The organism is Pantoea sp. y20 (assembly GCF_054903455.1).
Genome location: NZ_CM142816.1, coordinates 1,314,679 through 1,337,611, shown reverse-complemented (window position 1 = coordinate 1,337,611; position 22,933 = coordinate 1,314,679). Strand labels below are relative to the sequence as shown.

Annotated in this window: 24 protein-coding genes and 1 riboswitch; of the genes, 8 read left to right on the top strand and 16 right to left on the bottom strand. The window is 57.4% G+C overall.

All coding sequences use genetic code 11. The features are described from left to right. The first annotated feature begins 131 nt into the window (after positions 1-131). The 3 genes from ACYAC5_RS06210 to ACYAC5_RS06200 are packed head-to-tail and all read left to right on the top strand — an operon-like array spanning position 132 to position 3,108. Positions 132-893 carry an endonuclease/exonuclease/phosphatase family protein gene (locus ACYAC5_RS06210; RefSeq protein ID WP_101763169.1) on the top strand — a complete coding sequence of 254 codons (762 nt, stop codon included), beginning with the start codon at positions 132-134 and terminating at the stop codon, positions 891-893. Beyond that, positions 890-2,134: a cardiolipin synthase ClsB gene (gene clsB, locus ACYAC5_RS06205; RefSeq protein WP_137385413.1), complete on the top strand. Its 1,245-nt coding sequence runs from the start codon at positions 890-892 to the stop codon at positions 2,132-2,134. Before ACYAC5_RS06210 ends, clsB begins: the two co-directional genes overlap by 4 nt. Then, complete coding sequence (locus ACYAC5_RS06200; RefSeq protein WP_101763171.1) at positions 2,134-3,108, top strand: lysylphosphatidylglycerol synthase domain-containing protein; 975 nt, start codon at positions 2,134-2,136, stop codon at positions 3,106-3,108. The genes clsB and ACYAC5_RS06200 overlap by 1 nt, the downstream gene beginning before the upstream one ends. A gap of 57 nt (positions 3,109-3,165) precedes the next feature. Here the strand turns inward: ACYAC5_RS06200 and ACYAC5_RS06195 are convergent, their stop codons facing one another. The 7 genes from ACYAC5_RS06195 to moaA all read right to left on the bottom strand — a co-directional run bounded on the left by ACYAC5_RS06195 (position 3,166) and on the right by moaA (position 7,813). Beyond that, positions 3,166-3,873 (bottom strand): Bax inhibitor-1/YccA family protein, encoded by a 708-nt coding sequence (locus tag ACYAC5_RS06195; protein ID WP_101763172.1) that lies wholly within the window; start codon positions 3,871-3,873, stop codon positions 3,166-3,168. Positions 3,874-3,936: 63 nt separating this feature from the next. Continuing rightward, the gene (locus tag ACYAC5_RS06190; protein WP_101763173.1) at positions 3,937-5,031 is read right to left on the bottom strand and encodes a DUF1615 domain-containing protein; all 1,095 of its coding nucleotides are present in this window, start codon (positions 5,029-5,031) and stop codon (positions 3,937-3,939) included. Positions 5,032-5,112: 81 nt separating this feature from the next. Next, complete coding sequence (gene moaE / locus ACYAC5_RS06185) at positions 5,113-5,565, bottom strand: molybdopterin synthase catalytic subunit MoaE (RefSeq protein ID WP_192414258.1); 453 nt, start codon at positions 5,563-5,565, stop codon at positions 5,113-5,115. 2 nt (positions 5,566-5,567) lie between these two features. After that, a complete protein-coding gene (gene moaD, locus ACYAC5_RS06180) occupies positions 5,568-5,813 on the bottom strand; it encodes a molybdopterin synthase sulfur carrier subunit (RefSeq protein WP_101763175.1) in 246 nt (81 codons plus the stop codon). Beyond that, the gene (gene moaC, locus ACYAC5_RS06175; protein WP_192414225.1) at positions 5,806-6,291 is read right to left on the bottom strand and encodes a cyclic pyranopterin monophosphate synthase MoaC; all 486 of its coding nucleotides are present in this window, start codon (positions 6,289-6,291) and stop codon (positions 5,806-5,808) included. Before moaC ends, moaD begins: the two co-directional genes overlap by 8 nt. 2 nt (positions 6,292-6,293) lie before the next feature. Beyond that, positions 6,294-6,809 (bottom strand): molybdenum cofactor biosynthesis protein B, encoded by a 516-nt coding sequence (gene moaB / locus ACYAC5_RS06170; RefSeq protein WP_101763177.1) that lies wholly within the window; start codon positions 6,807-6,809, stop codon positions 6,294-6,296. 17 nt (positions 6,810-6,826) lie between these two features. Beyond that, positions 6,827-7,813: a GTP 3',8-cyclase MoaA gene (moaA, locus tag ACYAC5_RS06165; protein WP_110865767.1), complete on the bottom strand. Its 987-nt coding sequence runs from the start codon at positions 7,811-7,813 to the stop codon at positions 6,827-6,829. Continuing rightward, positions 7,802-7,938: riboswitch (molybdenum cofactor riboswitch) on the bottom strand. (Overlaps the previous gene by 12 nt.) Positions 7,939-8,133: 195 nt before the next feature. On the opposite strand from moaA, the gene ACYAC5_RS06160 reads away from it, so the two are divergent. Further along, complete coding sequence (locus ACYAC5_RS06160; RefSeq protein WP_110865766.1) at positions 8,134-9,036, top strand: gluconeogenesis factor YvcK family protein; 903 nt, start codon at positions 8,134-8,136, stop codon at positions 9,034-9,036. An 86-nt stretch (positions 9,037-9,122) separates the two neighbouring features. Here the strand turns inward: ACYAC5_RS06160 and uvrB are convergent, their stop codons facing one another. After that, positions 9,123-11,144: an excinuclease ABC subunit UvrB gene (gene uvrB / locus ACYAC5_RS06155; protein WP_192236602.1), complete on the bottom strand. Its 2,022-nt coding sequence runs from the start codon at positions 11,142-11,144 to the stop codon at positions 9,123-9,125. Positions 11,145-12,045: 901 nt separating this feature from the next. Here uvrB and ACYAC5_RS06150 point away from each other — a divergent pair. Next, on the top strand, positions 12,046-12,762 hold the full coding sequence (locus ACYAC5_RS06150; protein ID WP_110865765.1) for an ABC transporter ATP-binding protein: 717 nt from the start codon (positions 12,046-12,048) through the stop codon (positions 12,760-12,762). A 38-nt stretch (positions 12,763-12,800) separates the two neighbouring features. Here the strand turns inward: ACYAC5_RS06150 and bioD are convergent, their stop codons facing one another. The 4 genes from bioD to bioB are packed head-to-tail and all read right to left on the bottom strand — an operon-like array spanning position 12,801 to position 16,391. Further along, entirely contained in the window at positions 12,801-13,472 is a 672-nt protein-coding gene (bioD, locus tag ACYAC5_RS06145) for a dethiobiotin synthase (protein WP_462062591.1), read from the bottom strand. Continuing rightward, a complete protein-coding gene (gene bioC, locus ACYAC5_RS06140; protein ID WP_462062590.1) occupies positions 13,469-14,224 on the bottom strand; it encodes a malonyl-ACP O-methyltransferase BioC in 756 nt (251 codons plus the stop codon). The genes bioD and bioC overlap by 4 nt, the downstream gene beginning before the upstream one ends. Continuing rightward, positions 14,208-15,359, bottom strand: a complete 1,152-nt coding sequence (gene bioF / locus ACYAC5_RS06135; protein WP_462062589.1) for an 8-amino-7-oxononanoate synthase — start codon at positions 15,357-15,359, stop codon at positions 14,208-14,210. Before bioF ends, bioC begins: the two co-directional genes overlap by 17 nt. Beyond that, positions 15,360-16,391 (bottom strand): biotin synthase BioB, encoded by a 1,032-nt coding sequence (bioB, locus tag ACYAC5_RS06130; protein WP_192236606.1) that lies wholly within the window; start codon positions 16,389-16,391, stop codon positions 15,360-15,362. A gap of 88 nt (positions 16,392-16,479) precedes the next feature. Between bioB and bioA the strand changes: the two genes are divergently transcribed. Both bioA and ACYAC5_RS06120 read left to right on the top strand, forming a co-directional pair. Beyond that, a complete protein-coding gene (gene bioA / locus ACYAC5_RS06125; protein WP_462062588.1) occupies positions 16,480-17,775 on the top strand; it encodes an adenosylmethionine--8-amino-7-oxononanoate transaminase in 1,296 nt (431 codons plus the stop codon). A gap of 30 nt (positions 17,776-17,805) precedes the next feature. Then, on the top strand, positions 17,806-18,282 hold the full coding sequence (locus tag ACYAC5_RS06120; RefSeq protein WP_280172596.1) for a kinase inhibitor: 477 nt from the start codon (positions 17,806-17,808) through the stop codon (positions 18,280-18,282). A 60-nt stretch (positions 18,283-18,342) separates the two neighbouring features. On the opposite strand, the gene pgl is transcribed toward ACYAC5_RS06120, so the two are convergent. Then, positions 18,343-19,338: a 6-phosphogluconolactonase gene (gene pgl, locus ACYAC5_RS06115; protein ID WP_137385402.1), complete on the bottom strand. Its 996-nt coding sequence runs from the start codon at positions 19,336-19,338 to the stop codon at positions 18,343-18,345. A 148-nt stretch (positions 19,339-19,486) separates the two neighbouring features. Between pgl and ACYAC5_RS06110 the strand changes: the two genes are divergently transcribed. Further along, positions 19,487-20,305 (top strand): pyridoxal phosphatase, encoded by an 819-nt coding sequence (locus tag ACYAC5_RS06110; protein ID WP_222181662.1) that lies wholly within the window; start codon positions 19,487-19,489, stop codon positions 20,303-20,305. A 62-nt stretch (positions 20,306-20,367) separates the two neighbouring features. Here ACYAC5_RS06110 and modC read toward each other — a convergent pair whose 3' ends face one another. Genes modC through modA form a run of 3 tightly spaced genes read right to left on the bottom strand, consistent with a single transcriptional unit; the run spans position 20,368 to position 22,888 of the window. After that, positions 20,368-21,426 (bottom strand): molybdenum ABC transporter ATP-binding protein ModC, encoded by a 1,059-nt coding sequence (gene modC, locus ACYAC5_RS06105; RefSeq protein WP_280172594.1) that lies wholly within the window; start codon positions 21,424-21,426, stop codon positions 20,368-20,370. Then, on the bottom strand, positions 21,426-22,118 hold the full coding sequence (gene modB, locus ACYAC5_RS06100) for a molybdate ABC transporter permease subunit (RefSeq protein WP_192236612.1): 693 nt from the start codon (positions 22,116-22,118) through the stop codon (positions 21,426-21,428). Before modB ends, modC begins: the two co-directional genes overlap by 1 nt. Beyond that, positions 22,115-22,888, bottom strand: coding sequence for a molybdate ABC transporter substrate-binding protein (gene modA / locus ACYAC5_RS06095; protein WP_312464877.1), 774 nt, complete (start codon positions 22,886-22,888; stop codon positions 22,115-22,117). Before modA ends, modB begins: the two co-directional genes overlap by 4 nt. Between the last annotated feature and the right edge of the window lie 45 nt (positions 22,889-22,933).

Here is a 22,933-nt window from a genome sequence, read left to right as displayed (position 1 = left end):
GGAGGCCAGACGAACGTCCTCAATGTAAAGCAAATTTCGGATTACGCCCTAATTTTCTGCCCTTAACACCATCCATTTGTGACAAAGACTACACTTTGTGCTGTTGATGATGAAAAGGAGCGCGTCGAAGTATGCCACAAAATACGCAAGGATTTTCATTTAAAGTCCTGACGATCAATACCCACAAGGGTTTCACCAGCTTTAATCGCCGCTTTATCCTGCCGGAATTGCGTGATGCTGTTCGCGCCACATCGGCGGATATCGTCTTCCTGCAAGAGGTAATGGGTACCCACGCCATCCATTCGCTGCACATTGAAAACTGGCCGGAAACCTCCCATTACGAATTTCTGGCCGATACCATGTGGAACGATTTTGCCTATGGCCGCAACGCGGTTTATCCCGAGGGACATCACGGGAACGCGATATTGTCACGCTTTCCCATCGTTGAATATGAAAACCGCGATATTTCCGTCGCCGGAAGTGAAAAACGCGGCATGTTGCACTGCCAAATCCGCCTGCCGGATCGGGCGGAACCGCTGCATGTGTTCTGCGTACATCTCGGTCTGAAGGAGAAACATCGCCAGGCGCAGATGAAGATGATGTGCGACTTTATCGATACGCTGCCGCCCGATGCGCCTTTGGTGGTGGCCGGTGATTTTAATGACTGGCAGGTCAGCGCCAATCGCTTTCTCAAACGCGCGGTGGGCTTAGAGGAAGTGTTCAGCATCAAAACCGGCCGCCCTGCCCGCACCTTCCCGGCGCGTTTTCCGCTGTTACGGCTAGATCGTATCTACATCCGCAACGCTACGGTGAGTAAGCCGTGGGCGCTGCCGGTTAAACCCTGGTCTCACCTGTCCGATCATGCGCCGTTAGCGGTGGAGATTTTCCTATGAGTTTCAATTGGCGCGACGGTAATCAGCTCCGTCTGTTAGAAAATGGTGACCAGTTTTTCCCGCGCGTATCAGGCGCGATCCAACGCGCCGAGCGCACGCTGCTGCTGGAAACCTTCATCCTGTTTGAGGACGAAGTCGGCAACGATCTGCACGAACAGCTGCTCAAGGCGGCGCAGCGCGGGGTCAAAGTCGAGGTGATGGTCGATGGCTACGGCTCGCCAGACCTCTCCGACCGATTTGTTGATAGCCTGACGGCCGCGGGCGTGCGCTTTATCTATTACGATCCGCGTCCGCTGGTGCTCGGCATGCGCACCAATGTGTTTCGTCGCCTGCACCGCAAGATCGTGGTGATCGATGAACAGATCGCCTTTGTCGGCGGCATCAACTTCTCCGCTGAACATAACATCGATTTCGGTGCAGAGGCCAAACAGGATTATGCCGTGGAGGTGAAAGGCCCGGTGGTGCTGGATATTGCCCAATACGTGCAGCAACAAATGGGCAGCGAACAGCACACGCGGCGCTGGTGGGGTGCGCGCTCCCATCGCCCGGCGGTAAACGCCATGCCCGGTGAAGCGCAGGTACTGTTTGTCTATCGCGATAACGACGAACACCGCGACGACATCGAACAGCACTATCTCGCCATGCTGCGCAAGGCACAGAAGGATGTGATCATCGCCAACGCCTACTTCTTCCCCGGCTATCGTCTGCTGCGCGAAATGCGCAGCGCGGCTCAGCGCGGCGTGCGCGTCAGGCTGATTGTTCAGGGCGAGCCCGATATGCCGATCGTCAAAGTCGGTGCCGAGCTGCTGTACAACTACCTGGTCGATGGCGGTGTGGAAGTGTATGAATATTGCCGCCGCCCGCTGCACGGCAAAATAGCGGTACAGGATCAGCAGTGGTCCACCGTCGGCTCCAGCAACCTCGATCCGCTGAGTTTATCACTCAATCTGGAAGCCAATTTGATGGTGCACGATCGCGCTTTCAACCAGACGCTGCGCGACAATCTGGAACTGCTGATTCAGCAGGACTGCGTGCGCGTGGAGGATGACAAGCTGCCGCCGCGCAACTGGTGGCAGCTCACCAAGGGCGTAATTGTGTTCCACTTTTTACGTCACTTCCCGGCTATTGCCGGATGGTTGCCTGCGCACACGCCACACTTGTCGCAAGTTGCTCCCCCCGTACAACCCGAAATGGAAACTCAGGATCGGGTTGAAGCCGATAATTCAGGAGCAAAATCCTAATGTCGAAAAAGAATCCGCGCTGGCAACTGGCGAAGAAAATCCTCACCTGGCTGTTTTTTATTGCGGTGATTGTGCTGCTGGTGGTGTATGCGCGCAAGGTGAACTGGGAAGACGTCTATACGGTGATCGTCGGCTATAACCGCTATGTGGTGCTAAGCGCTGCTGCACTGGTGGTGGTGAGTTATCTGACCTATGGCTTGTACGACCTGATTGGACGAGCCTACTGCGGCCATAAGCTGGCGAAGCGCCAGGTGATGCTGGTGTCGTTTATCTGTTATGCCTTCAACCTGACGCTCAGCACCTGGGTTGGCGGCGTGGCGATGCGCTATCGGCTCTACTCAAGACTCGGTTTGCCGGGCAATACCATTACGCGCATTTTCTCGCTGAGCATCGCCACCAACTGGCTAGGCTATATTCTGCTGGCCGGCGTGGTGTTTGCGGCGGGCATGGTGCCGATTCCCTCCGGTTGGTTCATTGGTGAAACCACGCTGCGCATCATTGGCGCGGTGCTGCTGGTGATGGTGGCGGTCTACTTGTGGGCTTGCGCCTTCGCGAAGAAGCGCCGCTGGACGGTTAAAGGCCAGCATCTGCAGCTGCCTTCACTGCGCATGGCGCTGTTCCAGTTTGCGGTCTCCTGCGCCAACTGGATGGTGATGGGCATGATTATCTGGCTACTGCTGGCGCGTCAGGTGGATTATCCGATTGTGTTAGGCGTGTTGCTGATCAGCAGTATCGCCGGTGTGATCATTCACATCCCGGCCGGGATTGGCGTGCTGGAAGCGGTATTTTTGGCGCTGCTCAGTGGGCAACACGCCTCGCACGGCACCATTATTGCAGCGCTGCTGGCTTATCGCGTGCTCTATTTTATTCTGCCGCTGTTGGTGGCGCTGGTGCTCTATTTGTGGCTGGAGAGCCGCGCGAAGCATTTACGGCAGAAGAATGAGCAGAAGATGGAGAAATCGGTATCGCGGTGAGTTTGTGCGGAGTTCCCCTCTCCCGCAGGCGGGAAAGGGGACAGTTTGGTGCGTGGTTTAGCGGCGGTTGCCGAAGATGCGCAGCAGCATCAGGAACAGGTTGATGAAGTCGAGATACAGCGTTAACGCACCCATGATTGAGGCGCGACGCAGGTTCTCTTTGTCATTGACGTTGATGTTCTCGCCAATCGCCTTCAGCCTCTGCGTGTCATAGGCGGTTAAGCCAACAAACACCACCACGCCGATATAGGTAATCGCCCACATCAGCGCCGGGCTTTTCAGCCAGAAGTTCACCAGTGACGCCAGCAAAATACCGATCAGCGCCATAAACAGCAGGCTGCCAAAACGGCTCAGGTCGCGCTTAGTGGTGTAACCGTAGAAGCTCATGGCACCGAACATCCCGGCCGTCACGAAGAAGGTGCTGGCGATGGATGAGTAGGTGTAAACGAGGAAAATACTCGCCATGGTTAATCCGGTTAGCGCCGAATAGAGCATAAACAGTGCGGTGGCGACCGCGCCGCTCAGGCGATGCACCATGCCAGACAACACAAACACCAGCGCTAACTGCGCGATGATCAAACCGAAGAAAGTGATGCGGTTAGCAAACACCAGTTCCATTACTGCAGGTGTGCGGGCAGCAAACCACGAAACAAACGCGGTCAGCAGCAAGCCGCAGGTCATCCAGCCATACACCTGCGCCATGTAGGTCTGCAGCGAGGTGGATGCCTGCTGCACGATTGAATCATTACGTGGATATCGATCCATGAAGCGCCTCATTAGCGGTTACGTTAACAAACTCTGTAAGTGTGGAGTGTACACCCGTTTGCGTCAACGGCGCGTCAAGCACTGTTGATAGCGGCCATTTACGCGCTGAGCAAACCACGCGGTGGTGAGATTGCGGGTGATTTTCGGGCTCTCCAGCTTGATGCCCGGCAGCATTTCGCGCGGCAGACGTTTTCCGGCCATCTTATCGGCGAGGATAAAGGTCTGCTTCCACAGCGTGCTGTTAGCAAAATCTTCGCTGTCGCCCTTCTCCAGATCGCGGCGGATTTCGCGATTGCTCATATCCAGCTGCTTGCTCAGGCTGCGCACCGCCAGTTCGGTGGAACCGGCCTGATCGCTGCCATAGACGATCAGGTCGCCATCCAGTGCCAGCTTGATGCCGCTGGCGCGTGCGATGGCCGCCTGAAATGCGGCGTTGCGGCTGGCGTACCAACCGGCGTTGAAGTCGGCGAAGCGATACAGCGGCTGGCTGTAATCGGCCGGGTAGCCAAGCAGATGCAGCGTGCCGAAGTAGATACCACCGCGACGAGTGAAGACTTCACGACGAATCGAGCCGTCAACCGCATACGGATAGCCTTTGGCGTGCGCTTCCGCAAACGCAATGCTGACCTGCATCGGCCCGCCGGTATGAATTGGGTTGAGGTTGCCAAACAGCTTTTGCCCCATCGGCACCATATCGATGAAATCATCAAAAATGGCGCTCAGCTCTTTCTCGCTGCGCACCTTATCCAGACGCGCAGCATAGCTTTCGCCATTTGGTGATTTGATCAGCAGAGCGGTGCGCACCAGAAATGCCGGCACATGCACTTTGGCGGCGCGGCGATCAATCTCGCCCCAGGCGATTTTCGGTAAGCCCGGCACCACCGCATCGGCGCTGAAGTTAGACTCCTGATCGGTAACGGCAATCACCGCGCAGAGGTTGCTGACGCTGGCATCAATTTGCTGCACGCGGAACGCGGTATAGATATCGTCGGCCCAGGCGGATTTCTGTTTCACGTCGCTGGGCAACAACTGCTGGATTTGGCTTTTCACATCGGCGGGCTGACGCGCGGGCGCCTGCGGCTCTTTTTTCGTGCTACATCCGGCCAGCACCAGCGCAGCCAGCAAAGCTGCGCCTTTCATCATCTTGCTCGTGTTCATCCTGCTCCCTGACGCCAATAAAAAACCGTACCTTAACGTTTTCAGTGGCCTGCCGCTATCGGAGCGGGAGGATTTTGCGCGCTAGCTCCAGCGCTCAGCGGCCTGATGATCGCTATCACGGGCATCAACCCAGCGGTCGCCTGCGGCGGTGGCTTCACGCTTCCAGAACGGCGCGCGGGTTTTCAGGTAATCCATGATGAATTCGGTGGCGGCGAATGCGCTGCCGCGATGCGCGCTGCTGACGCCAACAAACACGATCTCATCGCCAGGAAACAGTTCGCCAACGCGATGGATCACCGTGACCTGCTGCAGAGCCCAGCGCTGACGCGCGTCTTCCACGATCTCCGCCAGCGCTTTTTCCGTCATGCCGGGATAGTGCTCCAGCGTCAAGGCCGCCACGCTGGCACCGAGATTGTGATTGCGCACTTTGCCGGTGAAGGTGACGACCGCGCCATCGCTGTCATGGGTGGCGAGTTTTTCGTACTCTTCGCCGACGTTGAACGGCTCTGAACCCACACGAATCCGCGTTTCCATCATCAGCCTCCGGTGACCGGCGGGAAAAAGGCCACTTCATCACCCGCACGCAGCGGATGACTCATCGGCACCAGCGTTTGATTTACAGCCGCCAGCAGCTTGCCGGATTCCAGCGCCAGCGCCCAGCGATCGCCCTTCTCTGCTAACGCCGCGCGCAGCGTGGCGACATCGGCATAGTCAGGCTGCAAATCCAGTGAAGCGGTGCCGGTTAATTCCCGCACCTGAGCAAAAAACAGCACCTTAATCATGGCTCACCGCCTTGAAGTCGCCGGATTTGCCGCCGGTTTTAGTCAGCAAACGCAGCTGGTCGATGACGATGTCTTTTTGCACCGCTTTGCACATGTCATAGATGGTCAGCGCTGCAACGGACGCCGCCGTTAACGCTTCCATCTCAACGCCGGTTTTACCGGTGAGACGACAGAGCGAGGTGACACGCACGCGATTGTGCTGCGGTTCCGCCAGCAAGGTAACCTCCACTTTGCTCAGCATCAGCGGATGACAGAGCGGAATCAGTTCCCAGGTGCGTTTTGCCGCCTGAATACCGGCGATGCGCGCGGTGGCGAACACGTCACCTTTGTGATGGCTGCCGTCAATAATCATCTGCAGCGTTTCGGCGCTCATCAGCACCAGCGCTTCGGCCTGCGCTTCGCGCACCGTTTCGGTTTTGCCAGAGACATCCACCATGTGGGCTTCGCCAGCGGCATTGATATGAGTTAACGATGACATGCTTACAACTTCTTCAAATGTGAGACGAAATTACACGGACGCGTACGCGCATCCAGCTGATCTTCGATAATGCGTTCCCAGGCGCTGCGGCAGGCGTTGGTTGATCCCGGCACGGCAAAAATCAGCGTCTGATTGGCTAATCCAGCCACCGCGCGCGACTGCAGCGTCGAGCTGCCGATCTCTTCATAGGAGATCATGCGGAACAGCTCGCCAAAGCCTTCGATTTCGCGGTCCAGCAGCGGCAGCAACGCTTCTGGCGTGCTGTTTTTGCTATTGAAACCGGTGCCGCCGTTAACGATCACCACTTGCACATCGTCGCTGGCAATCCAGCGCGATACCGTGGCGCGAATGCGATAGCGGTTATCTGGCACAATCGCGCGATCAACCACCTGATGCCCGGCTTCAGCCAGCGCTTCACGCAGATAATCGCCCGATGTGTCATTGCTGGCATCGCGGCTATCCGAGACGGTCATCACCGCCACATTTAAGGCGACAAATTCGCCGGAAGGTTTACCCATGGCCGTAACTCCTGTGTTTAGCCACCAATAAAGGAGAGATTTTGCGTGATGCCGGTGTTGCCCTGATGCAGGAAATGCGTCTGCTTTTTCTGCCCAAGGCTGTGCGCAATGCGCGCCTGCAACTCGTCTTGCTGATCGTCAGAGGCCAGCAGATCGCGCAGCGACACGCCGCCGTCACCAAACAGGCACAGATGCAGATTGCCCAGCGCCGAGACGCGCAGGCGGTTGCAGCTGGCACAGAAATCTTTCTCGTACGGCATGATCAGGCCGACTTCGCCCTGATAATCGGGATGACGGAACACCTGCGCCGGACCGTCGCTGCGGCCGCGCGGCTGGCGTTGCCAGCCTTGCAGGATCAGCTGGTCGCGGATCACTTCACCGGAGATGTGATGACGGCGGAACAGATCGCTGCCTTCGCCGGTTTCCATTAGTTCGATAAAGCGCAGTTGAATCGGTCGCAGGCGCAGCCACTCAAGGAAGGTGCTGAGGCTGTGGCTGTTCACATCGCGCATCAGCACGCTGTTGACTTTCACTTTCTCGAAACCGGCATCAAAGGCGGCGTCGATTCCCGCCATCACCTCGGCAAATTTGTCCTGGCCAGTAATGGCGTGAAACTGGCGTGCGTCGAGGCTATCGACGCTGACGTTGATATGGGTGAGACCGGCAGCGCGCCAGGCATGTACGTCACGCGCCATGCGATAACCGTTGGTGGTCATCGCGATCTGGCGAATGGCGGCGTTTTCACGCACTGCAGCGATGATGTCGGTAAAATCACGCCGCATGGAGGGTTCGCCGCCCGTCAGGCGCACTTTTTCCGTGCCCGCCGCCGCAAAGGCACGCGTCACGCGACGAATCTCATCCAGCGAGAGAAAACTTTTATTGTGCGTACCGTTCGGCTTATAGCCGTTCGGCAAACAGTAGGTACAACGGAAGTTACACACATCCGTGACCGACAGGCGCAGATAGTAAAAGCTGCGCGCATAGGCATCTGTAAATTGTGGCACCTGAACACCTTTCCAAAGTCGGGAGATGCAGTCATTTCTTTCTGCACCCTGGCAGCTCAAGGCTGCGGCCTGGCTTCCATATCGATAACGACTTAGGAAACCAGGCTTGGGAGTTTGTTGTCATTATGGACAACACGGTTAAAACGAATGGTAGCGCGATTAACGGTTAGCATCCATGAGTGATTTTCGCTATATATCTTGATGCATAACGTTTTTTCACCGCATTTTCGCGACAGGATACGGTAAAATGCACCACAGATATTGATGCACATCAGTTCAACTACGCCTCAACGCGAGGACGTCAGTGACAAAGGAGAAACATGAATCGAACCCTGGCAGATTTGGATCGCGTAGTGGCATTAGGTGGCGGACACGGTTTGGGCCGCGTGATGTCGGCGCTGGCACCGTTAGGTTCGCGCCTGACCGGCATCGTCACCACCACCGACAACGGCGGATCCACCGGCCGCATTCGCCGCTCGGAAGGCGGCATTGCGTGGGGCGATATGCGTAACTGCATCAATCAGTTGATCACCGAACCGAGCGTCGCCACCGCGATGTTTGAGTATCGCTTCACCGGCAATGGCGAGCTGGCCGGGCATAATCTGGGCAACCTGATGCTGAAGGCGCTTGATCATCTCAGCGTGCGCCCGCTGGAAGCCATCAACATCATCCGCAATCTGCTCAAGGTCGATGCGTTTCTGATCCCGATGTCGGAACAGCCGGTCGATCTGGTGGCGCAGGATGGCGAAGGCAATATGGTGTACGGCGAAACGGCAATTGATGAGATGAAGCAGCCGCCCCAAGAGTTGATGTTACATCCGAATGTATTGCCAACCCGTGAAGCCATCGAGGCGATTGGCGAAGCGGATTTGATTCTGATTGGCCCAGGCAGCTTCTACACCAGCCTGATGCCGATTCTGCTGATGGAAGAGATGGCGCGCGCGCTGCGCCGTACGCCTGCCACCATGGTGTTTATCGGCAATCTGGGCCGCGAACTGAGCCCAGCGGCGGCTAGCCTGAATGTGGCCGACAAGTTGGCGATTATGGAGAAAGCGATTGGCAAGCGGGTGATTGATGCGGTGGTGGTGAGTCCGGCCGCCGATATTCGCGGCGTGGAAGAGCGTTTAATTATTCGCGAACCGCTGGAGGCCGCCGACATCAAATATCGCCATGACCGCCAGCTGCTGCGCATCGCGCTGGAACACGCGATTCAGGCCGTTTAATTTCCAGGCGCGCATGAATGCGCACCCTACGAAAACCACGCTGAATTCCTGTAGGGTCGTCATTCATGGCGACCTGGATACCACGATCACGAAGCCGCAATAAACAGCTCGCGCAATTGATGCAACTGATCGCGCACGCTGGCAGCCTCTTCAAACTCCAGATTCTGCGCGTGCTGCTGCATCTGCCCTTCCAGCTCGTGAATCTTCTTCTGCATCGCCTGCGGCGTAAGCGCCATATAGTTGGCTTCCGCTTCTGCTGCGGTACGTGAGGCGGTTTTGCCTTTACCACGCGTTTTCACTACGTTTTTGCCGAGCTCAAGAATATCGGTGATTTTCTTGTTGAGCCCTTGCGGCGTAATGCCATTCTCTTCGTTGTATTTTTGCTGCTTCTCACGACGACGCTCGGTTTCGCCCATCGCGCGCTCCATCGACGGCGTGATTTTATCGGCGTAGAGAATCGCCCGGCCATTGATGTTACGCGCGGCGCGACCAATGGTCTGTATCAGCGAACGCTCCGAACGCAGGAAGCCCTCTTTATCAGCATCGAGAATCGCCACCAGCGACACTTCCGGCATATCCAGACCTTCTCGCAGCAAGTTGATGCCAACCAGCACATCAAATTCGCCAAGACGTAAATCGCGGATGATTTCCATACGTTCCACAGTATCGATATCCGAGTGCAGATAGCGCACCTTCTCGCCGTGCTCCACCAGGTATTCGGTAAGATCTTCCGCCATACGCTTGGTCAGCACAGTCACCAGCACGCGCTCGTTAATCTCAACACGCTTGCGGATTTCCGACAGCAAATCGTCGACCTGCGTCGCCACCGGCCGTACTTCCAGAATCGGATCCAGCAGGCCGGTTGGACGCACCAGCTGATCGATCACTTCGCCACCCGATTTTTCCAGCTCGTAATTGCCCGGTGTGGCCGACACGTAAATGGTTTGCGGAGCGGCTGCTTCAAACTCTTCAAACTTCATCGGACGGTTATCCAGCGCCGACGGCAGGCGGAAACCGTACTCCACCAGCGTCTCTTTACGCGCGCGGTCACCACGATACATGCCGCCAATCTGCGGAATGGTGACGTGCGATTCGTCGACCACCAGCAAGCCATCCGCCGGTAAATAGTCGAACAAGGTCGGCGGCGGCTCGCCCGGTCCGCGCCCGGAGAGATAGCGCGAGTAGTTTTCGATGCCGGAGCAGTAACCCAACTCGTTCATCATCTCGAGATCGAACTGCGTACGCTGGGAAATACGCTGCTCTTCCAGCAGCTTATTGTTCTCCAGCAGCACTTTGCGGCGCACCACCAGCTCATCTTTGATCTCTTCCATCGCCTTAAGAATGCGCTCACGCGGCGTCACATAGTGCGTTTTCGGATAGACGGTAAAGCGCGGGATCACCGAATCAATCTGGCCGGTGAGCGGATCAAACAGCGACAGCCGCTCAACTTCTTCATCAAACAGCTCAATACGCAGCGCAATATCGTCCGATTCCGCCGGGAACACATCGATCACTTCGCCGCGCACGCGGAAGGTGCCGCGCTGGAAGGCCTGATCGTTGCGAGTGTATTGCAGCTCCGCCAGACGACGCAGAATGCTGCGCTGATCGATAATCATGCCGCGCGTCAGATGCAGCATCATTTTCAGGTAGAGATCGGGATCGCCCAAACCGTAGATCGCCGAAACCGAGGCCACGACGATGACATCACGGCGCTCCAGCAGCGCTTTGGTCGCCGACAGACGCATCTGCTCAATGTGCTCATTCACCGAGGCATCTTTCTCGATAAAGGTGTCAGAACTCGGCACATAGGCTTCAGGCTGATAGTAATCGTAATATGAGACGAAAAACTCCACCGCGTTATCCGGGAAGAACTCCTTCATCTCCCCGTAGAGCTGCGCCGCCAGGGTTTTATTTGGCGCCAGCACCATCGTCGGGCGGTTGAGGTCGGCAATCACATTCGCCACGGTAAAGGTTTTACCTGAGCCGGTCACGCCCAACAGCGTTTGATGCGCGAGTCCATCTTCCAGTCCCTCTTCGAGACGGCGAATCGCCTCAGGTTGATCCCCTGAAGGCTTGAAAGCGGAGTTGAGTTTAAAGACTTTGCTCATGTTTTAGCGGTTCCAGCAGATGAAGTCGGCGGGCAGGCTGCTAATTCTACTCTGCTATGGCGAATTTGCCAGAAAAAAATACTGGACATAATCACAGTAACCTTGCACGATAATGGCACCTGACGGCGATTCTCTTCAGTGCAATTTAAGCGGCAGGCGGCAAGTTGTTGTTGCGCAATGTTATCCCCAGACGGAGGATGCTTTTAACATTTGTCAATAGAGTGTCATTAAATTGCAGTCCGATGACAAGGCAGATAATTCGCATGCTTGATTTTAACTAACCTGCTGTTTTAATTCACTTTGACTCAAAAGCCCAGTTTCTCATCATAATGTAGGAAGGCCGCGAATTTACTCGCTTCCACACGGTTTTCAGTCGCTAATGCACAAGGTTATCCACAGTAATGGTGGATAAGTGAATCCAGCCCCGAGCCCATCAGCTGTGTATAATTTTCTCCCGCCCATTCTTAAGCGTGAAAAAAAAATTTTTCGCATTTATTTTTCCCGCCGTGCGTGTCGCATTACCCCCCTTTTTCCGGCTTTACCTTCCCGTGCCCGGCGAAAAGTCAGGCGTTAAGGCCATTTATTTCTCCGGTTATTGCCTTACGAACGATCAAATGCACCAGAAACGTTAAGCAGTCAGCACCGTCAAAGTGCAGTCGGTTTATCACCGCTGGCAATTGTTAAGCTTCTCTCAACTTTTAGCCGCTGATTTGTCAGGTTTCCGCCGCAGTTGCGCCTGAATTCCCAACCTGGCCTGGGAATTGCAGTATTAGCACTATGGAGTGACGAGTCCATATCGGCGCTTGCCGACGACAGCGGTGTCCATCAATCGTGCACGACTGTATGCCAGACGACACAGAGCGGGAGCATTCAGGCTAATAATCTGGAAGGAGTATGTCAGATGCTGAGTTTACGTTCGGTGAATCAGTTTTACGGTCAAAATCACATTCTGTGGGATGTCGATCTCGATCTGCCGCCGGGCACCTGTACCGGCGTGCTGGGCAGTCCCGGCATGGGCAAAACCACGTTGGTGAACTGCATTATGGGCCGCCTGCCAATTAACAGTGGCTCAATGACCTGGCAGGAAGATGGCGCGCCGCCGGAAGATTTACTGTTGCAACCGGCCGAACTGCGCGCGCGCACCGGCATTGGTTATGTGCCGCAAGGACGGCATATTTTCTCGCAAATGAGCGTGGAGGATAACCTGCTGATCGCCCTGATGGCGGCACAGGACGATCGTAGCCGTGCCATTCCGGAAATGGTGTTTGACCTGTTCCCGGCACTTTATTCATTGCGCCATCAGCGCAGCGGCGAGTTGCCAATGGAACAGCAGCAACATTTGGCCCTGGCGCGTGCGCTGGTGCTGCAACCCAAGCTGGTGATTTTGGATGAGCCGACAGAAGGGATGTCGCCGTGGCTGGAAGAGGAGATGGGCAATCTGATTCGTCGGTTAAACCGTGAGTATGGTTTAACCATTCTGCTGCTTGAGCAGCACGTCTCGTTTGTCCGCCGCGTCGCCGATTATTTCCTGCTGCTGCATCGCGGACGCAATGTGGCGCACGGCAAAGTGGCGCAGCTGGATGATTTGACGGTGAATAAGTGGCTGACCGCAAGGTGAAGATTTAGCCAGGTCGCCGTAATGGCGACCCGGGTTATTTATTGCGGCAACGTCAAATAACGCCCGCACTCGGCCTGCTGCGCCTGGTCGCGTAGGTGCGGAATCTCACCGAGGAACGGCGCATCAATGCGCTGACGCAGCGTATCCATATACTCCTGATGACGTTTGCCGGGCGGCTGAATATCATTGGCAATCCAGCCCGCAAGGCGTAATCCGCGCGCTTTAATCGCTTCGGCGGTGAGCATGGCATGATTGATGCAGCCTAACTTCACACCCACCACCAGAATCACCGGCAGCTGCTCGGCTTCCACCCAATCGGCGTAAGTTTGCGTCTCCGACAGCGGCGTAAACCACCCGCCTGCGCCTTCGACTAACACCCATTCTGCCTGCTGCTCCAGCGCGCGCAAGCCCGCTGACAGCGTGGTAAAGCTAATCGGCCTGCCCTCTTCCGCGCTAATGATATGCGGCGAGGTCGGCTCGACAAACGCCAGCGGGTTCACCTGCTCGTAGCTTAACGACAAGGTGCTGTAGCGCTGCAACGCCAGCGCGTCGCTGTTGCGAATGCCTTGCGGCGTGATTTCGCAGCCGGATGCCACCGGCTTATAGCCTGCGGTGCGTAAACCGGCGGCGCTTGCCGCCTGCAGCAGCGCGCCGCTGGCCACGGTTTTGCCCACTTCGGTATCGGTTCCGGTAATAAACCAGCGTGTCATTTGCTTAAAACTCCATACATCAGGTGATAACTCAGGCGATAACCGGACTCGTCCTGCGGCCAGCGTTGCTCAAGCTGTGCCAGTTGGGAACGCGTCAGCACGCTGGCGCCGCGACCATCGTGCAGGTGCGTGGCCCCAATGCCTTTCAGCGATCGCATAGCGCTGAGCGCACTGGGAAAATGCAGCGTGATAACCTGCTGCTGCACGGCGATCGGCAGCGTCGCGGTGGCCGCATGAAACTGGGCAGCGCTGAGGAAACGGTTGGCGTGTCGGCGACCATCCAGCTGTGCCCACGCGTGATGCACTTCGTGCAGCGAACCGTCGAGCAGCGTGGAAAACAGCACCGTGCCGCCCGGCCGCGTGACGCGCAAAAACTGCAGCAGCGCAGTATGCAAGTCGCTGCTCCACTGCACCGCCAGATTGCTCCACACGCCGTCAACACTGGCGTCCGGCAGCGGCACCGCATCGATATCGCCCAACAGATAGTGCTGCGCCGATTGCTGATCGCGCGCGGTTTGCAGCATGTTGGGCGACAGATCGAGCGCCGTCAGCGTACGCCCGCGATCGCGCCAGTAGCGGCTATACCAGCCGGTACCGCACCCGGCATCCAGCAGATGCGGACCAAACCCAGCGGGCGCCAGCGCCAGCAGCGCATCGCCGCTCAGCCGCTGTAACTGCGCGTGCTGCTCGTAATGCGCAGCCGCACGACCAAATGCCTGCGCCACGGCCTGTTTGTTAACCTGCAGCGTCATACAGCGCCTCCAGCAGACGATCAATGTCATCGGTGTGATGTGCAGCGGTAAGCGTGATGCGTAGCCGAGCGGTGCCCGGCGGCACGGTTGGTGGCCGAATCGCACTGACCCAATAGCCGGCCTGCGCCAGCCGCTGCGATAACGCCATAGCCGCGCTGTTTTCGCCAACAATCAGCGGCTGGATGGCGCTCGCAGAATCGACCAGCTGCCACGGCAAATCCGCCGCAGCGGCGCGGAAACGCGCAATGTGGCTGTGCAGTTTTTCGCGCAGCGCATCACCTTGTTGAATCTGCCGCAATGCCGCCAGCAGCGCATAGCACTGCGCCGGTGGCATCGCGGTGGAGTAGATCAGATGGCGGGAAAACTGCTCGACGTAATCAGCGGTGGCGTCATCGCACAGCAGCGCCGCGCCGCTGACGCCAAACCCTTTGCCGAAGGTGACGATCAGCAGTTCCGGTTTGACCTGCTGCTGCCAGCAGCTGCCGCGCCCTTGCGCGCCAGTCACGCCGATACCGTGCGCATCATCCACCAGCAGCCAGCCGTTGCCGCGCCGCGTCTCTGCAGCGATCTGTGTTAGCGGAGCGCTGTCGCCGTCCATGCTGAACACGCCTTCGGTCACCACCAGCGTGCCGCCTTCCGACTGCGTTGCCAGCAGCTTCGCCAGGCTTTCCGGCTGATTGTGGGCAAAACGGCGCAGGCTCGCCGGGCTGTGGCTGGCGGCATCCAGCAGTGAAGCGTGCGCCAGCTTATCGGCAAAGATGCGATCCTGCTTTTCCGCCAGCAGATGGATCACCGCCTGGTTGGCGGCAAACCCCGAAATGAACAGCAGCGCGCGCGAATAGCCCAGCCAGTCAGCCAGCTCTTCTTCCAGCTGCGCATGGTGGCGGCTGTAGCCGGTCACATGCCCGGATGCGCCCGCGCCGGCACCCGTCTCGGCCGCGCCCTGCTGCCACGCGGCAATCACCGCCGGATGCTGGCTCAAGCCAAGATAGTCGTTGCTGGAGAAGTGACGGTAACGCTGACCCTCCAGCGTAATTTCCCGCACGCTGTTGTGCTCAACGCGACGCCGTAAACGCCAGCCATCCGCGGCACGCCGCGCCGTCAGCGCCTCGTCGATACGTTGTGACCAGCCCATTTACACCGCCGCGTTGTAGAACTGCTCGGTATCCGCGTGCAGCAGCTGCTCGCTGAGCTGATGCTGCTGCTCATTGTCACCCGCCGTTGTCGCGGTGTGCTCCGGATTCAGGCCCAGTTTGCGGAACAGAATCAGATCCTTGTCCTCTTCCGGATTTGGCGTGGTAAGCAGTTTGCAGCCGTAGAAGATGGAGTTAGCGCCGGCCATAAAGCACATCGCCTGCGTTTGCTCGCTCATCTGCTCGCGTCCGGCAGAAAGACGCACATGCGACGAGGGCATCATGATGCGCGCCACCGCGATGGTGCGAATAAAGTCGAAGGGTTCAACATCGTCGTTATCGGCCAGCGGCGTGCCTTTGACCTTCACCAACATGTTGATCGGTACGCTTTCGGGCGGCGTCGGCAGATTCGCCAGCTGCACCAGCAAGCCCGCACGATCTTTCACCGTTTCACCCAGACCCACAATGCCGCCGGAACACACCTTGATGCCCGCGCCGCGCACTTTATCCAGCGTATCCAGACGTTCCTGATAGCTGCGCGTGGTGATGATGTTGCCGTAAAACTCTGGCGAGGTGTCGAGGTTGTGGTTGTAGAAATCCAGTCCCGCTTCGGCGAGGCGCTGCGCCTGGTCGCCATCCAGCGTGCCAAGCGTCATGCAGGTTTCCATGCCCATCGCTTTCACGCCTTGCACCATCTGCTGAAGGTAAGGCATGTCGCGCTCGTGCGGGTTTTTCCACGCGGCGCCCATACAGAAACGGCTCGATCCCGCCGCTTTGGCTTTGCGCGCCGACTCCAGCACCGCGTCCACTTCCATCAGACGTTCCGATTCCAGCCCGGTTTTGTAGCGCGCGCTCTGCGGACAGTATTTACAGTCTTCCGGACAGGCGCCGGTTTTGATTGATAGCAGCGTGCTGACCTGCACCTGGCGTGGATCGAAGTGTTGACGATGCACTTGCTGCGCTTCAAACATCAACTCAAGGAAAGGTTTATCGAAAAGTGCCTGAGCTTGTGTCAGTGTCCAGCGGTTTGCCATTGCTTACTCCAGAAAAAGGGGGTTCATCCCGACGATTAACGTGGTTATACTTGTAAACTAAATCTTTTTAAAATGGTTTACAACTCACATGTTCACTCAGGACGACCTCAACTTTGACCGCCAGCATATCTGGCATCCCTACACGTCGATGCGCGATCCCCTGCCCTGTTATCCGATTGTGGCGGCGCACGGCTGCCAGCTGCAGTTGGCCGACGGACGTGAACTGGTGGACGGCATGTCGTCGTGGTGGGCGGCAATCCACGGCTACAACCATCCGCGTCTCAATCAGGCGCTGCAGCAGCAAATGACGCAGATGTCGCATGTGATGTTTGGCGGCATCACCCATCCGGCGGCGGTGGAACTGAGCCGCCAGCTGGTTGCCATGACGCCTGAGGCGCTGGAGTGCGTGTTCCTCGCCGATTCGGGTTCAATCGCTGTCGAAGTGTCGATGAAAATGGCGCTGCAATACTGGCTGGGACGCAACCAAACGCGACAGAAATTCCTCACGCTGAAGCGCGGCTATCACGGTGATACCTTTGCCGCGATGTCGGTGTGCGATCCGGAAAATTCGATGCACAGCCTGTGGCGCGGCTATCTGCCGGAACATCTGTTCGCTAACGCGCCGCAGTGCGCTTTCGATGACGCGTGGAACGAGGCCGATTTCGCCGATTTTGCGCAGCTGGTGGAAATCCACCATCGGGAGATTGCGGCGGTGATTCTGGAGCCGATTGTGCAAGGCGCTGGCGGGATGCGTTTCTACCATCCGCGCTATCTGCAGCAGGTGCGCGAGCTGTGCGATCGCTACGGTTTGCTGCTGATTGCCGATGAGATCGCCACCGGATTTGGCCGCAGCGGCAAGCTATTTGCCTGCGACCATGCGGGTATCACGCCGGACATTCTCTGCCTGGGCAAAGCGCTGACCGGCGGCACCATGACGCTCTCCGCCACGCTGACCACGCGTGAAGTCGCCGACACCATTAGCCGCAGCGCAGCGGGCTGCTTTATGCACGGCCCTACTTTTATGGGCAATCCGCTGGCCTGCGCGGTGGCGGTGGAAAGTCTGAAGATGATCAATGAAGGCGGCTGGATAACGCAGGTGGCGCGCATCCAACAGCAGCTGCGCACCGAGCTGCTGCCGCTGCGCCGTCATCATGCAGTGGCCGATGCGCGCGTGCTGGGTGCGATTGGCGTGATCGAAACCCATCAGGCCGTGAACATGGCGGCGCTGCAGCACTTCTTCGTTGAACGCGGCGTGTGGATTCGTCCGTTTGGGCGCTTGATCTACCTGATGCCACCTTATCTGATTTCTGCCGCCGAACTGACGAAACTGACGCAAGCGGTCGGTGCGGCACTGGATGTTGCGGCGCATTTCCACCATGATTGAGGGTTCTGCACAACCATAAAAGGAGCGATCATGCGCGTAGTTAGCCAGGATTTTAACGACGGCGATAAGATGCCAGAGCGACACGTTTTCAATGGCATGGGTTACCAGGGCGACAATCTGTCACCGCATCTGGCGTGGGATGATGTACCGGCAGGCACCAAAAGCTTTGTTGTCACCTGCTACGATCCTGACGCGCCTACCGGTTCCGGCTGGTGGCATTGGGTGGTAGCGAACATTCCGGCTGACGTTACCGTGTTGCCGCAGGGTGCCGGTTCCGGCGTGGCGGACTTGCCGGAGAGCGCCATTCAGACGCGTACCGATTTTGGCCAAACCGGCTACGGCGGCGCAGCGCCACCGCAGGGCGAATCCCATCACTACATCTTTACGGTGCATGCGCTGGATACGGATAAAATTGACGTGGATGAGGGCGCGAGCGGCGCGATGGTTGGCTTTAATGTGCATTTCCATGCGCTGGCCAGTGCGTCGATTACGGTGAAGTACGCGTAACAGCACAGAATCGCGCTGTTAGAAAATATGCCTGCCTGTTTGATCAGGCAGGCATTTTATTTATCCCAACGGGTGGATAACCACCCACATTGGGCCTTGTCCTACCGCGTAACGCGCCAGCGGATTAAGCAGACCGCGTTCCTGAATCTTATACACTTCGATGTGGTGCGATTTCTGTCCCGCCGCTACCAGATATTGACCGCTGTGATCAATATTGAAGCCGCGCGGCTGGGTTTCAGTTGGCTGGTAGCCTTCAATCGCCAGCACCGAGCCATCTTCACTGATGCTGAACACCGTAATGGTGCTGCTGGTACGGTCGCAGGCATAGAGGAAACGGCCATCCGGCGTGATGTGGATGTCCGCCGCCCAGCGCGTGTCGCTGAAATCTTTCGGCATCATATCAAGGCTCTGCACGCGCTCAACCTGGCCGTGCACATTGTTCAGCGCCCAGACATCCACCGTGCTATCCAGCTCGTTCACTACGTAGCCATATGCGCCATTCGGATGGAAGGCCATGTGACGCGGACCGGCACCTTCAACGGTGGTGACCTGCGCTTGTTCACGCGGAGCCAGAGTGCCGTCTGCGTTCAACTGATACAGGCAGATGCGGTCCTGCTTCAGTGCCGGTACAAACAGCGTTTGGTTATTAAGATCGATATTGGCGGAGTGGCAACCGTCTAACCCGCTGATCACCTGAACTGGCGCTTGCGGCAAACCATCGCTGCCAATCGGGCTGATGCTGACGCAGGCATCGTTATACGAGCCGCAGAACAGATAATTGCCCTGACGATCGGTGGAGATGTGGGTTGGGCTACCCGGCAGCGGTGCTTCACCGGCGAGGCTCAGCGTACCGTCGGCCGCAATGCGAAACGCCAGCACGCGAAAATTCGGACGCACACCGACATAGAGAAAATCTTTCTTCGGGCTCACCACCATCGGCTGCACCTGGCCGGCAACATCTGTTACCTGCAATAACGTCAGTGCGCCATCTTCCTGCAACTGCCAGGCATGAATCTGCTGGCTCTCGGGACTGGCGGTATACACGACTTGTTTCATGCGTTTTCCTTATTCGCTGCCTGATGAAAGGGATAACTGTAGCGCGTTTCATTTTGTCGCGCTGGATTCATTTGTGCCCTGTTTTTTGTCTCAGGGCCGCTGCCGGGTGTAGACTCAATGCTTTGCCAACTCCCGGACGGAAAGTGTAATGAGCTACCGCGTAATCGCCCTTGACCTCGACGGCACCCTGCTGACCCCGAACAAAACCATCTTGCCTGAATCCATCGAAGCGCTGGCCCGCGCGCAACAGGCGGGCGTGAAAGTGTTGATCGTTACCGGTCGCCACCACTGCGCTATCCACCCTTTTTATCAGGCACTTAAGCTGGATACACCCGCAATTTGCTGTAATGGTACCTATTTGTATGATTATCCCGCGAAACAGGTGCTGGCCGCCGATCCGCTGGATAAAAGCCGAGCCGCACGTGTGATTGAGATGCTGGATGAAGAGAACATCCACGGTCTGCTGTATGTCGATGATGCGATGCTGTACCAAACGCCAACCGGCCATGTGACGCGTACGCTTAACTGGGCGCAATCGTTGCCGGAAGCGCAGCGTCCGCTGTTCCTGCAGGTGCCAAGCCTGGCGCAGGCGGCGATTGAGGCTGATTCGATCTGGAAATTCGCGCTGTCGCATCCCGACACGCGCGCGCTACAGCAGTTTGCCGAACGCACCGAAGCCGAACTCGGTCTGGCGTGTGAATGGTCGTGGCACGATCAGGTGGATATCGCCAAAGGCGGCAACAGCAAAGGCAAGCGTCTGGCGCAGTGGGTTGAGAGTCAGGGCTTTAGCATGCAAGACGTGCTGGCGTTTGGCGACAACTACAACGATCTCAGCATGCTGGAACAGGTGGGGTTGGGCGTGGCGATGGGCAATGCCGATGACGCCATCAAAGCGCGCGCCAAAAAGGTGATTGGCACCAATCTGGAGCCGGGCATCGCCGAAGTGATCTATCAAGAGGTTCTGTAACCGTAAGATGTAGCGGCGCAATTCATGGCGCGGATTTTTCTCACACCGCGCAATGAATCCATTTACGCTGCTATCGACACGCTCTTGATCTGCGCATACAGCCACTGATCCGGTCGGATGCCCAGCTCATCGCGCGCCCACGGCGAAATGCGCGCCCACAGTTCGCTGATGCCAATGCGCAGCTTCACTTCCACCTGATCGTCAATCTCCAGCAGTTCAACCACCTGCGCCGGCAATATATTGCGGATCGAGGTGTTATGCGGCGGCTGCAATGCCAGCGACACATCGGCTGAGGCGATGCGAATACGCAGCGGCGTTTTCAGCGGCTGATTCACCCGGCTCACCCAAATATGCTGATCGCCAAGCGACAGCGCGGTCATTGGGTAATCAGGATGCTGCTCCAGCACCTGCACGCGCAGCACGCTGGTGCGCTCGGCGAGCGGCAGCCACGGACGCATCGCCGAACTGCTCCACACTTTTTCCAGCGGGCCAAAGGCTTTCACCTGGCCCGCATCCAGCACCAGCACGTTATCCGCTAACTGCAGGATTTCATCGAGGCTGTGCGATACGTAAAGAATGGGAATATCGACCTGCTTCGCCAGCTTTTGCAGATAGGGCATCAGCTCACGTTTGCGCGGCAGATCAAGCGACGCCAGCGGCTCATCCATCAGCAGAATATCGGGCGCCGTCAGCAACGCGCGGCCTATCGCCACGCGCTGTTTTTCACCGCCCGAAAGCGACGCAGGAAAACGCGTCAGCAGCGATTCTAAACCCAGCAGCGCCACCAGCGCGTTGAACTGCGGCTTCATTGAGGCCGCCATGCCGTATTGCAGATTGCCGCGCACGCGATAATGTGGAAACAGCCGCGCGTCCTGAAACACATAGCCGATACGGCGCTTTTCCGGCGGCAAATTCACGCGCGTGGCCGAATCGAACAGCAGGCGATCGTTTAACTCAATACGCCCGCTCTGCGGCTGGGTTAATCCGCCAATCGCGTTAATCAACGAGGTTTTGCCCGCACCCGACACGCCGAAAATGGCGGTAATGCCGCTGGCGGGAATATTGACGTTAACGTCGAGCAGGTGCTCGCCCAACTGCTGAGAAAGTTGCAGATTGAGCATTATGCCGCTCCCAGCCGTTTACGGCCCCAGCGCGCCAGCATTTCCGATGCCACTAACGACATCAGCGCCAGCGCAATCGCCACCGCACAGAGGCGCGCGGCGGTGCCTTCCGCGCCCGGCGTTTCAATCAGGGTAAACATCGCCGACGGAATGGTGCGCGTCTCGCCGGGAATGTTGGAAACAAACGTGATGGTGGCACCAAATTCGCCCAGCGAACGGGCAAAGGCCAGCACCGTGCCAACAATAATGCCCGGCAAGGTGAGCGGAAGCGTGATGGTGAAAAATACGCGCCAGCGCCCGGCACCCAGCGTGCGTGCGGCCAGCTCCAGTTTGGTATCCACCGCTTCCAGCGCAAGACGAATTGCACGCACCATCAGCGGAAACGCCATCACCGCCGAAGCGATCACCGCGCCGCGCCAGCTAAAGGCAAAGGTGAAACCGAACCAGTCATACAGCCATTCGCCAATAAAACCGCGCCGGCCTAAGGCGATCAGCAGCAGATAACCGACCACCACCGGCGGCAGCACCAGCGGCAAGTGAACAATACTATCCAGCAGGGTTTTGCCCGGAAAGCGGCAGCGCGCCAGAATCCAGGCCATCAGGATGCCAAACGGCAAGCTGCATATCACAGCTACACAGGACACTTTCAGGCTGAGAAAAACGGCCTGCCATTCGGGATCGCTCAATATCATTTCTTCGGCGTGAATCCATACTGTTTAAACACGGCAGCGGCATCCGGCCCCTGCAAATAGTTGTAGAAGGCTTCCACCGTTGCGTTCTGATGTTCTTTGACAATCGCCATCGGATATTCCACTGGCTTGTGGCTATCTTCCGGGAATCGTCCTACGACCTGCACTTTTTGACTGGCCACCGCGTCCGAACCATACACGATGCCGTACGGCGTTTCGTTACGCTCAACCAATGCCAGCGCGGCGCGCACGTTGTTGGCTGGCGCCAGCTGCGGGGATAAAGCGTCCCACGCGCCGAGTTTTTGTAATGCTTCTTTGCCATAAATGCCGGCAGGCACGTGATCCGGATCGCCCACCGCCAGACGCTCGCCTTTCAGCAGGCGTTTCCAGTCGGTTTTGCTATCAATGGTGACCGCTTTAGCCGCGTCGCTTTTCGGTGCAATCAGCACTAAATCATTGCCAAGCAGCGTATAGCGCGTGCTGCTCACTACGCTGTTTTTTGCCACCACATCGTCCATCCACTGCTGATCGGCAGAGATGAACAGATCGGCCGGTGCGCCCTGATCAATCTGGCGCGCCAGCACCGAAGAAGAGGCAAAAGAGGATACCACTTCTACACCGCTTTTCTTCTGGTACTGCGTCGCAATGTCCTGCAGCGCATTGGTCAGCGATGCCGCTGCAAACACGGTGATTTTCTCTGCGGCCGCGGCATGACTGGCCAATGAAACGCTTAAAACGGTTGCAGCAGCCCAACGGTACTTGATGGTTCGCATTTGTTGCTCCTTGTTACGTTATATATTTGATAATACAACGTACGC

Excerpts from the sequence above, each read along its gene's own strand:
- ACYAC5_RS06195 (WP_101763172.1), bottom strand. The coding sequence starts at position 3,873 with ATGGATCGATATCCACGTAATGATTCAATCGTGCAGCAGGCATCCACC.
- uvrB (WP_192236602.1), bottom strand. The coding sequence starts at position 11,144 with ATGAGCAAAGTCTTTAAACTCAACTCCGCTTTCAAGCCTTCAGGGGAT.
- modB (WP_192236612.1), bottom strand. The coding sequence starts at position 22,118 with ATGATATTGAGCGATCCCGAATGGCAGGCCGTTTTTCTCAGCCTGAAA.
- ACYAC5_RS06110 (WP_222181662.1), top strand. The coding sequence starts at position 19,487 with ATGAGCTACCGCGTAATCGCCCTTGACCTCGACGGCACCCTGCTGACC.
- ACYAC5_RS06120 (WP_280172596.1), top strand. The coding sequence starts at position 17,806 with ATGCGCGTAGTTAGCCAGGATTTTAACGACGGCGATAAGATGCCAGAG.
- ACYAC5_RS06160 (WP_110865766.1), top strand. The coding sequence starts at position 8,134 with ATGAATCGAACCCTGGCAGATTTGGATCGCGTAGTGGCATTAGGTGGC.
- bioB (WP_192236606.1), bottom strand. The coding sequence starts at position 16,391 with ATGGCAAACCGCTGGACACTGACACAAGCTCAGGCACTTTTCGATAAA.
- bioF (WP_462062589.1), bottom strand. The coding sequence starts at position 15,359 with ATGGGCTGGTCACAACGTATCGACGAGGCGCTGACGGCGCGGCGTGCC.
- clsB (WP_137385413.1), top strand. The coding sequence starts at position 890 with ATGAGTTTCAATTGGCGCGACGGTAATCAGCTCCGTCTGTTAGAAAAT.
- pgl (WP_137385402.1), bottom strand. The coding sequence starts at position 19,338 with ATGAAACAAGTCGTGTATACCGCCAGTCCCGAGAGCCAGCAGATTCAT.
- moaC (WP_192414225.1), bottom strand. The coding sequence starts at position 6,291 with ATGTCATCGTTAACTCATATCAATGCCGCTGGCGAAGCCCACATGGTG.
- ACYAC5_RS06200 (WP_101763171.1), top strand. The coding sequence starts at position 2,134 with ATGTCGAAAAAGAATCCGCGCTGGCAACTGGCGAAGAAAATCCTCACC.
- moaE (WP_192414258.1), bottom strand. The coding sequence starts at position 5,565 with ATGGAAACGCGGATTCGTGTGGGTTCAGAGCCGTTCAACGTCGGCGAA.
- modC (WP_280172594.1), bottom strand. The coding sequence starts at position 21,426 with ATGCTCAATCTGCAACTTTCTCAGCAGTTGGGCGAGCACCTGCTCGAC.
- modA (WP_312464877.1), bottom strand. The coding sequence starts at position 22,888 with ATGCGAACCATCAAGTACCGTTGGGCTGCTGCAACCGTTTTAAGCGTT.
- moaD (WP_101763175.1), bottom strand. The coding sequence starts at position 5,813 with ATGATTAAGGTGCTGTTTTTTGCTCAGGTGCGGGAATTAACCGGCACC.
- ACYAC5_RS06190 (WP_101763173.1), bottom strand. The coding sequence starts at position 5,031 with ATGAACACGAGCAAGATGATGAAAGGCGCAGCTTTGCTGGCTGCGCTG.
- bioA (WP_462062588.1), top strand. The coding sequence starts at position 16,480 with ATGTTCACTCAGGACGACCTCAACTTTGACCGCCAGCATATCTGGCAT.
- bioD (WP_462062591.1), bottom strand. The coding sequence starts at position 13,472 with ATGACACGCTGGTTTATTACCGGAACCGATACCGAAGTGGGCAAAACC.
- ACYAC5_RS06150 (WP_110865765.1), top strand. The coding sequence starts at position 12,046 with ATGCTGAGTTTACGTTCGGTGAATCAGTTTTACGGTCAAAATCACATT.
- moaB (WP_101763177.1), bottom strand. The coding sequence starts at position 6,809 with ATGGGTAAACCTTCCGGCGAATTTGTCGCCTTAAATGTGGCGGTGATG.
- ACYAC5_RS06210 (WP_101763169.1), top strand. The coding sequence starts at position 132 with ATGCCACAAAATACGCAAGGATTTTCATTTAAAGTCCTGACGATCAAT.
- bioC (WP_462062590.1), bottom strand. The coding sequence starts at position 14,224 with ATGACGCTGCAGGTTAACAAACAGGCCGTGGCGCAGGCATTTGGTCGT.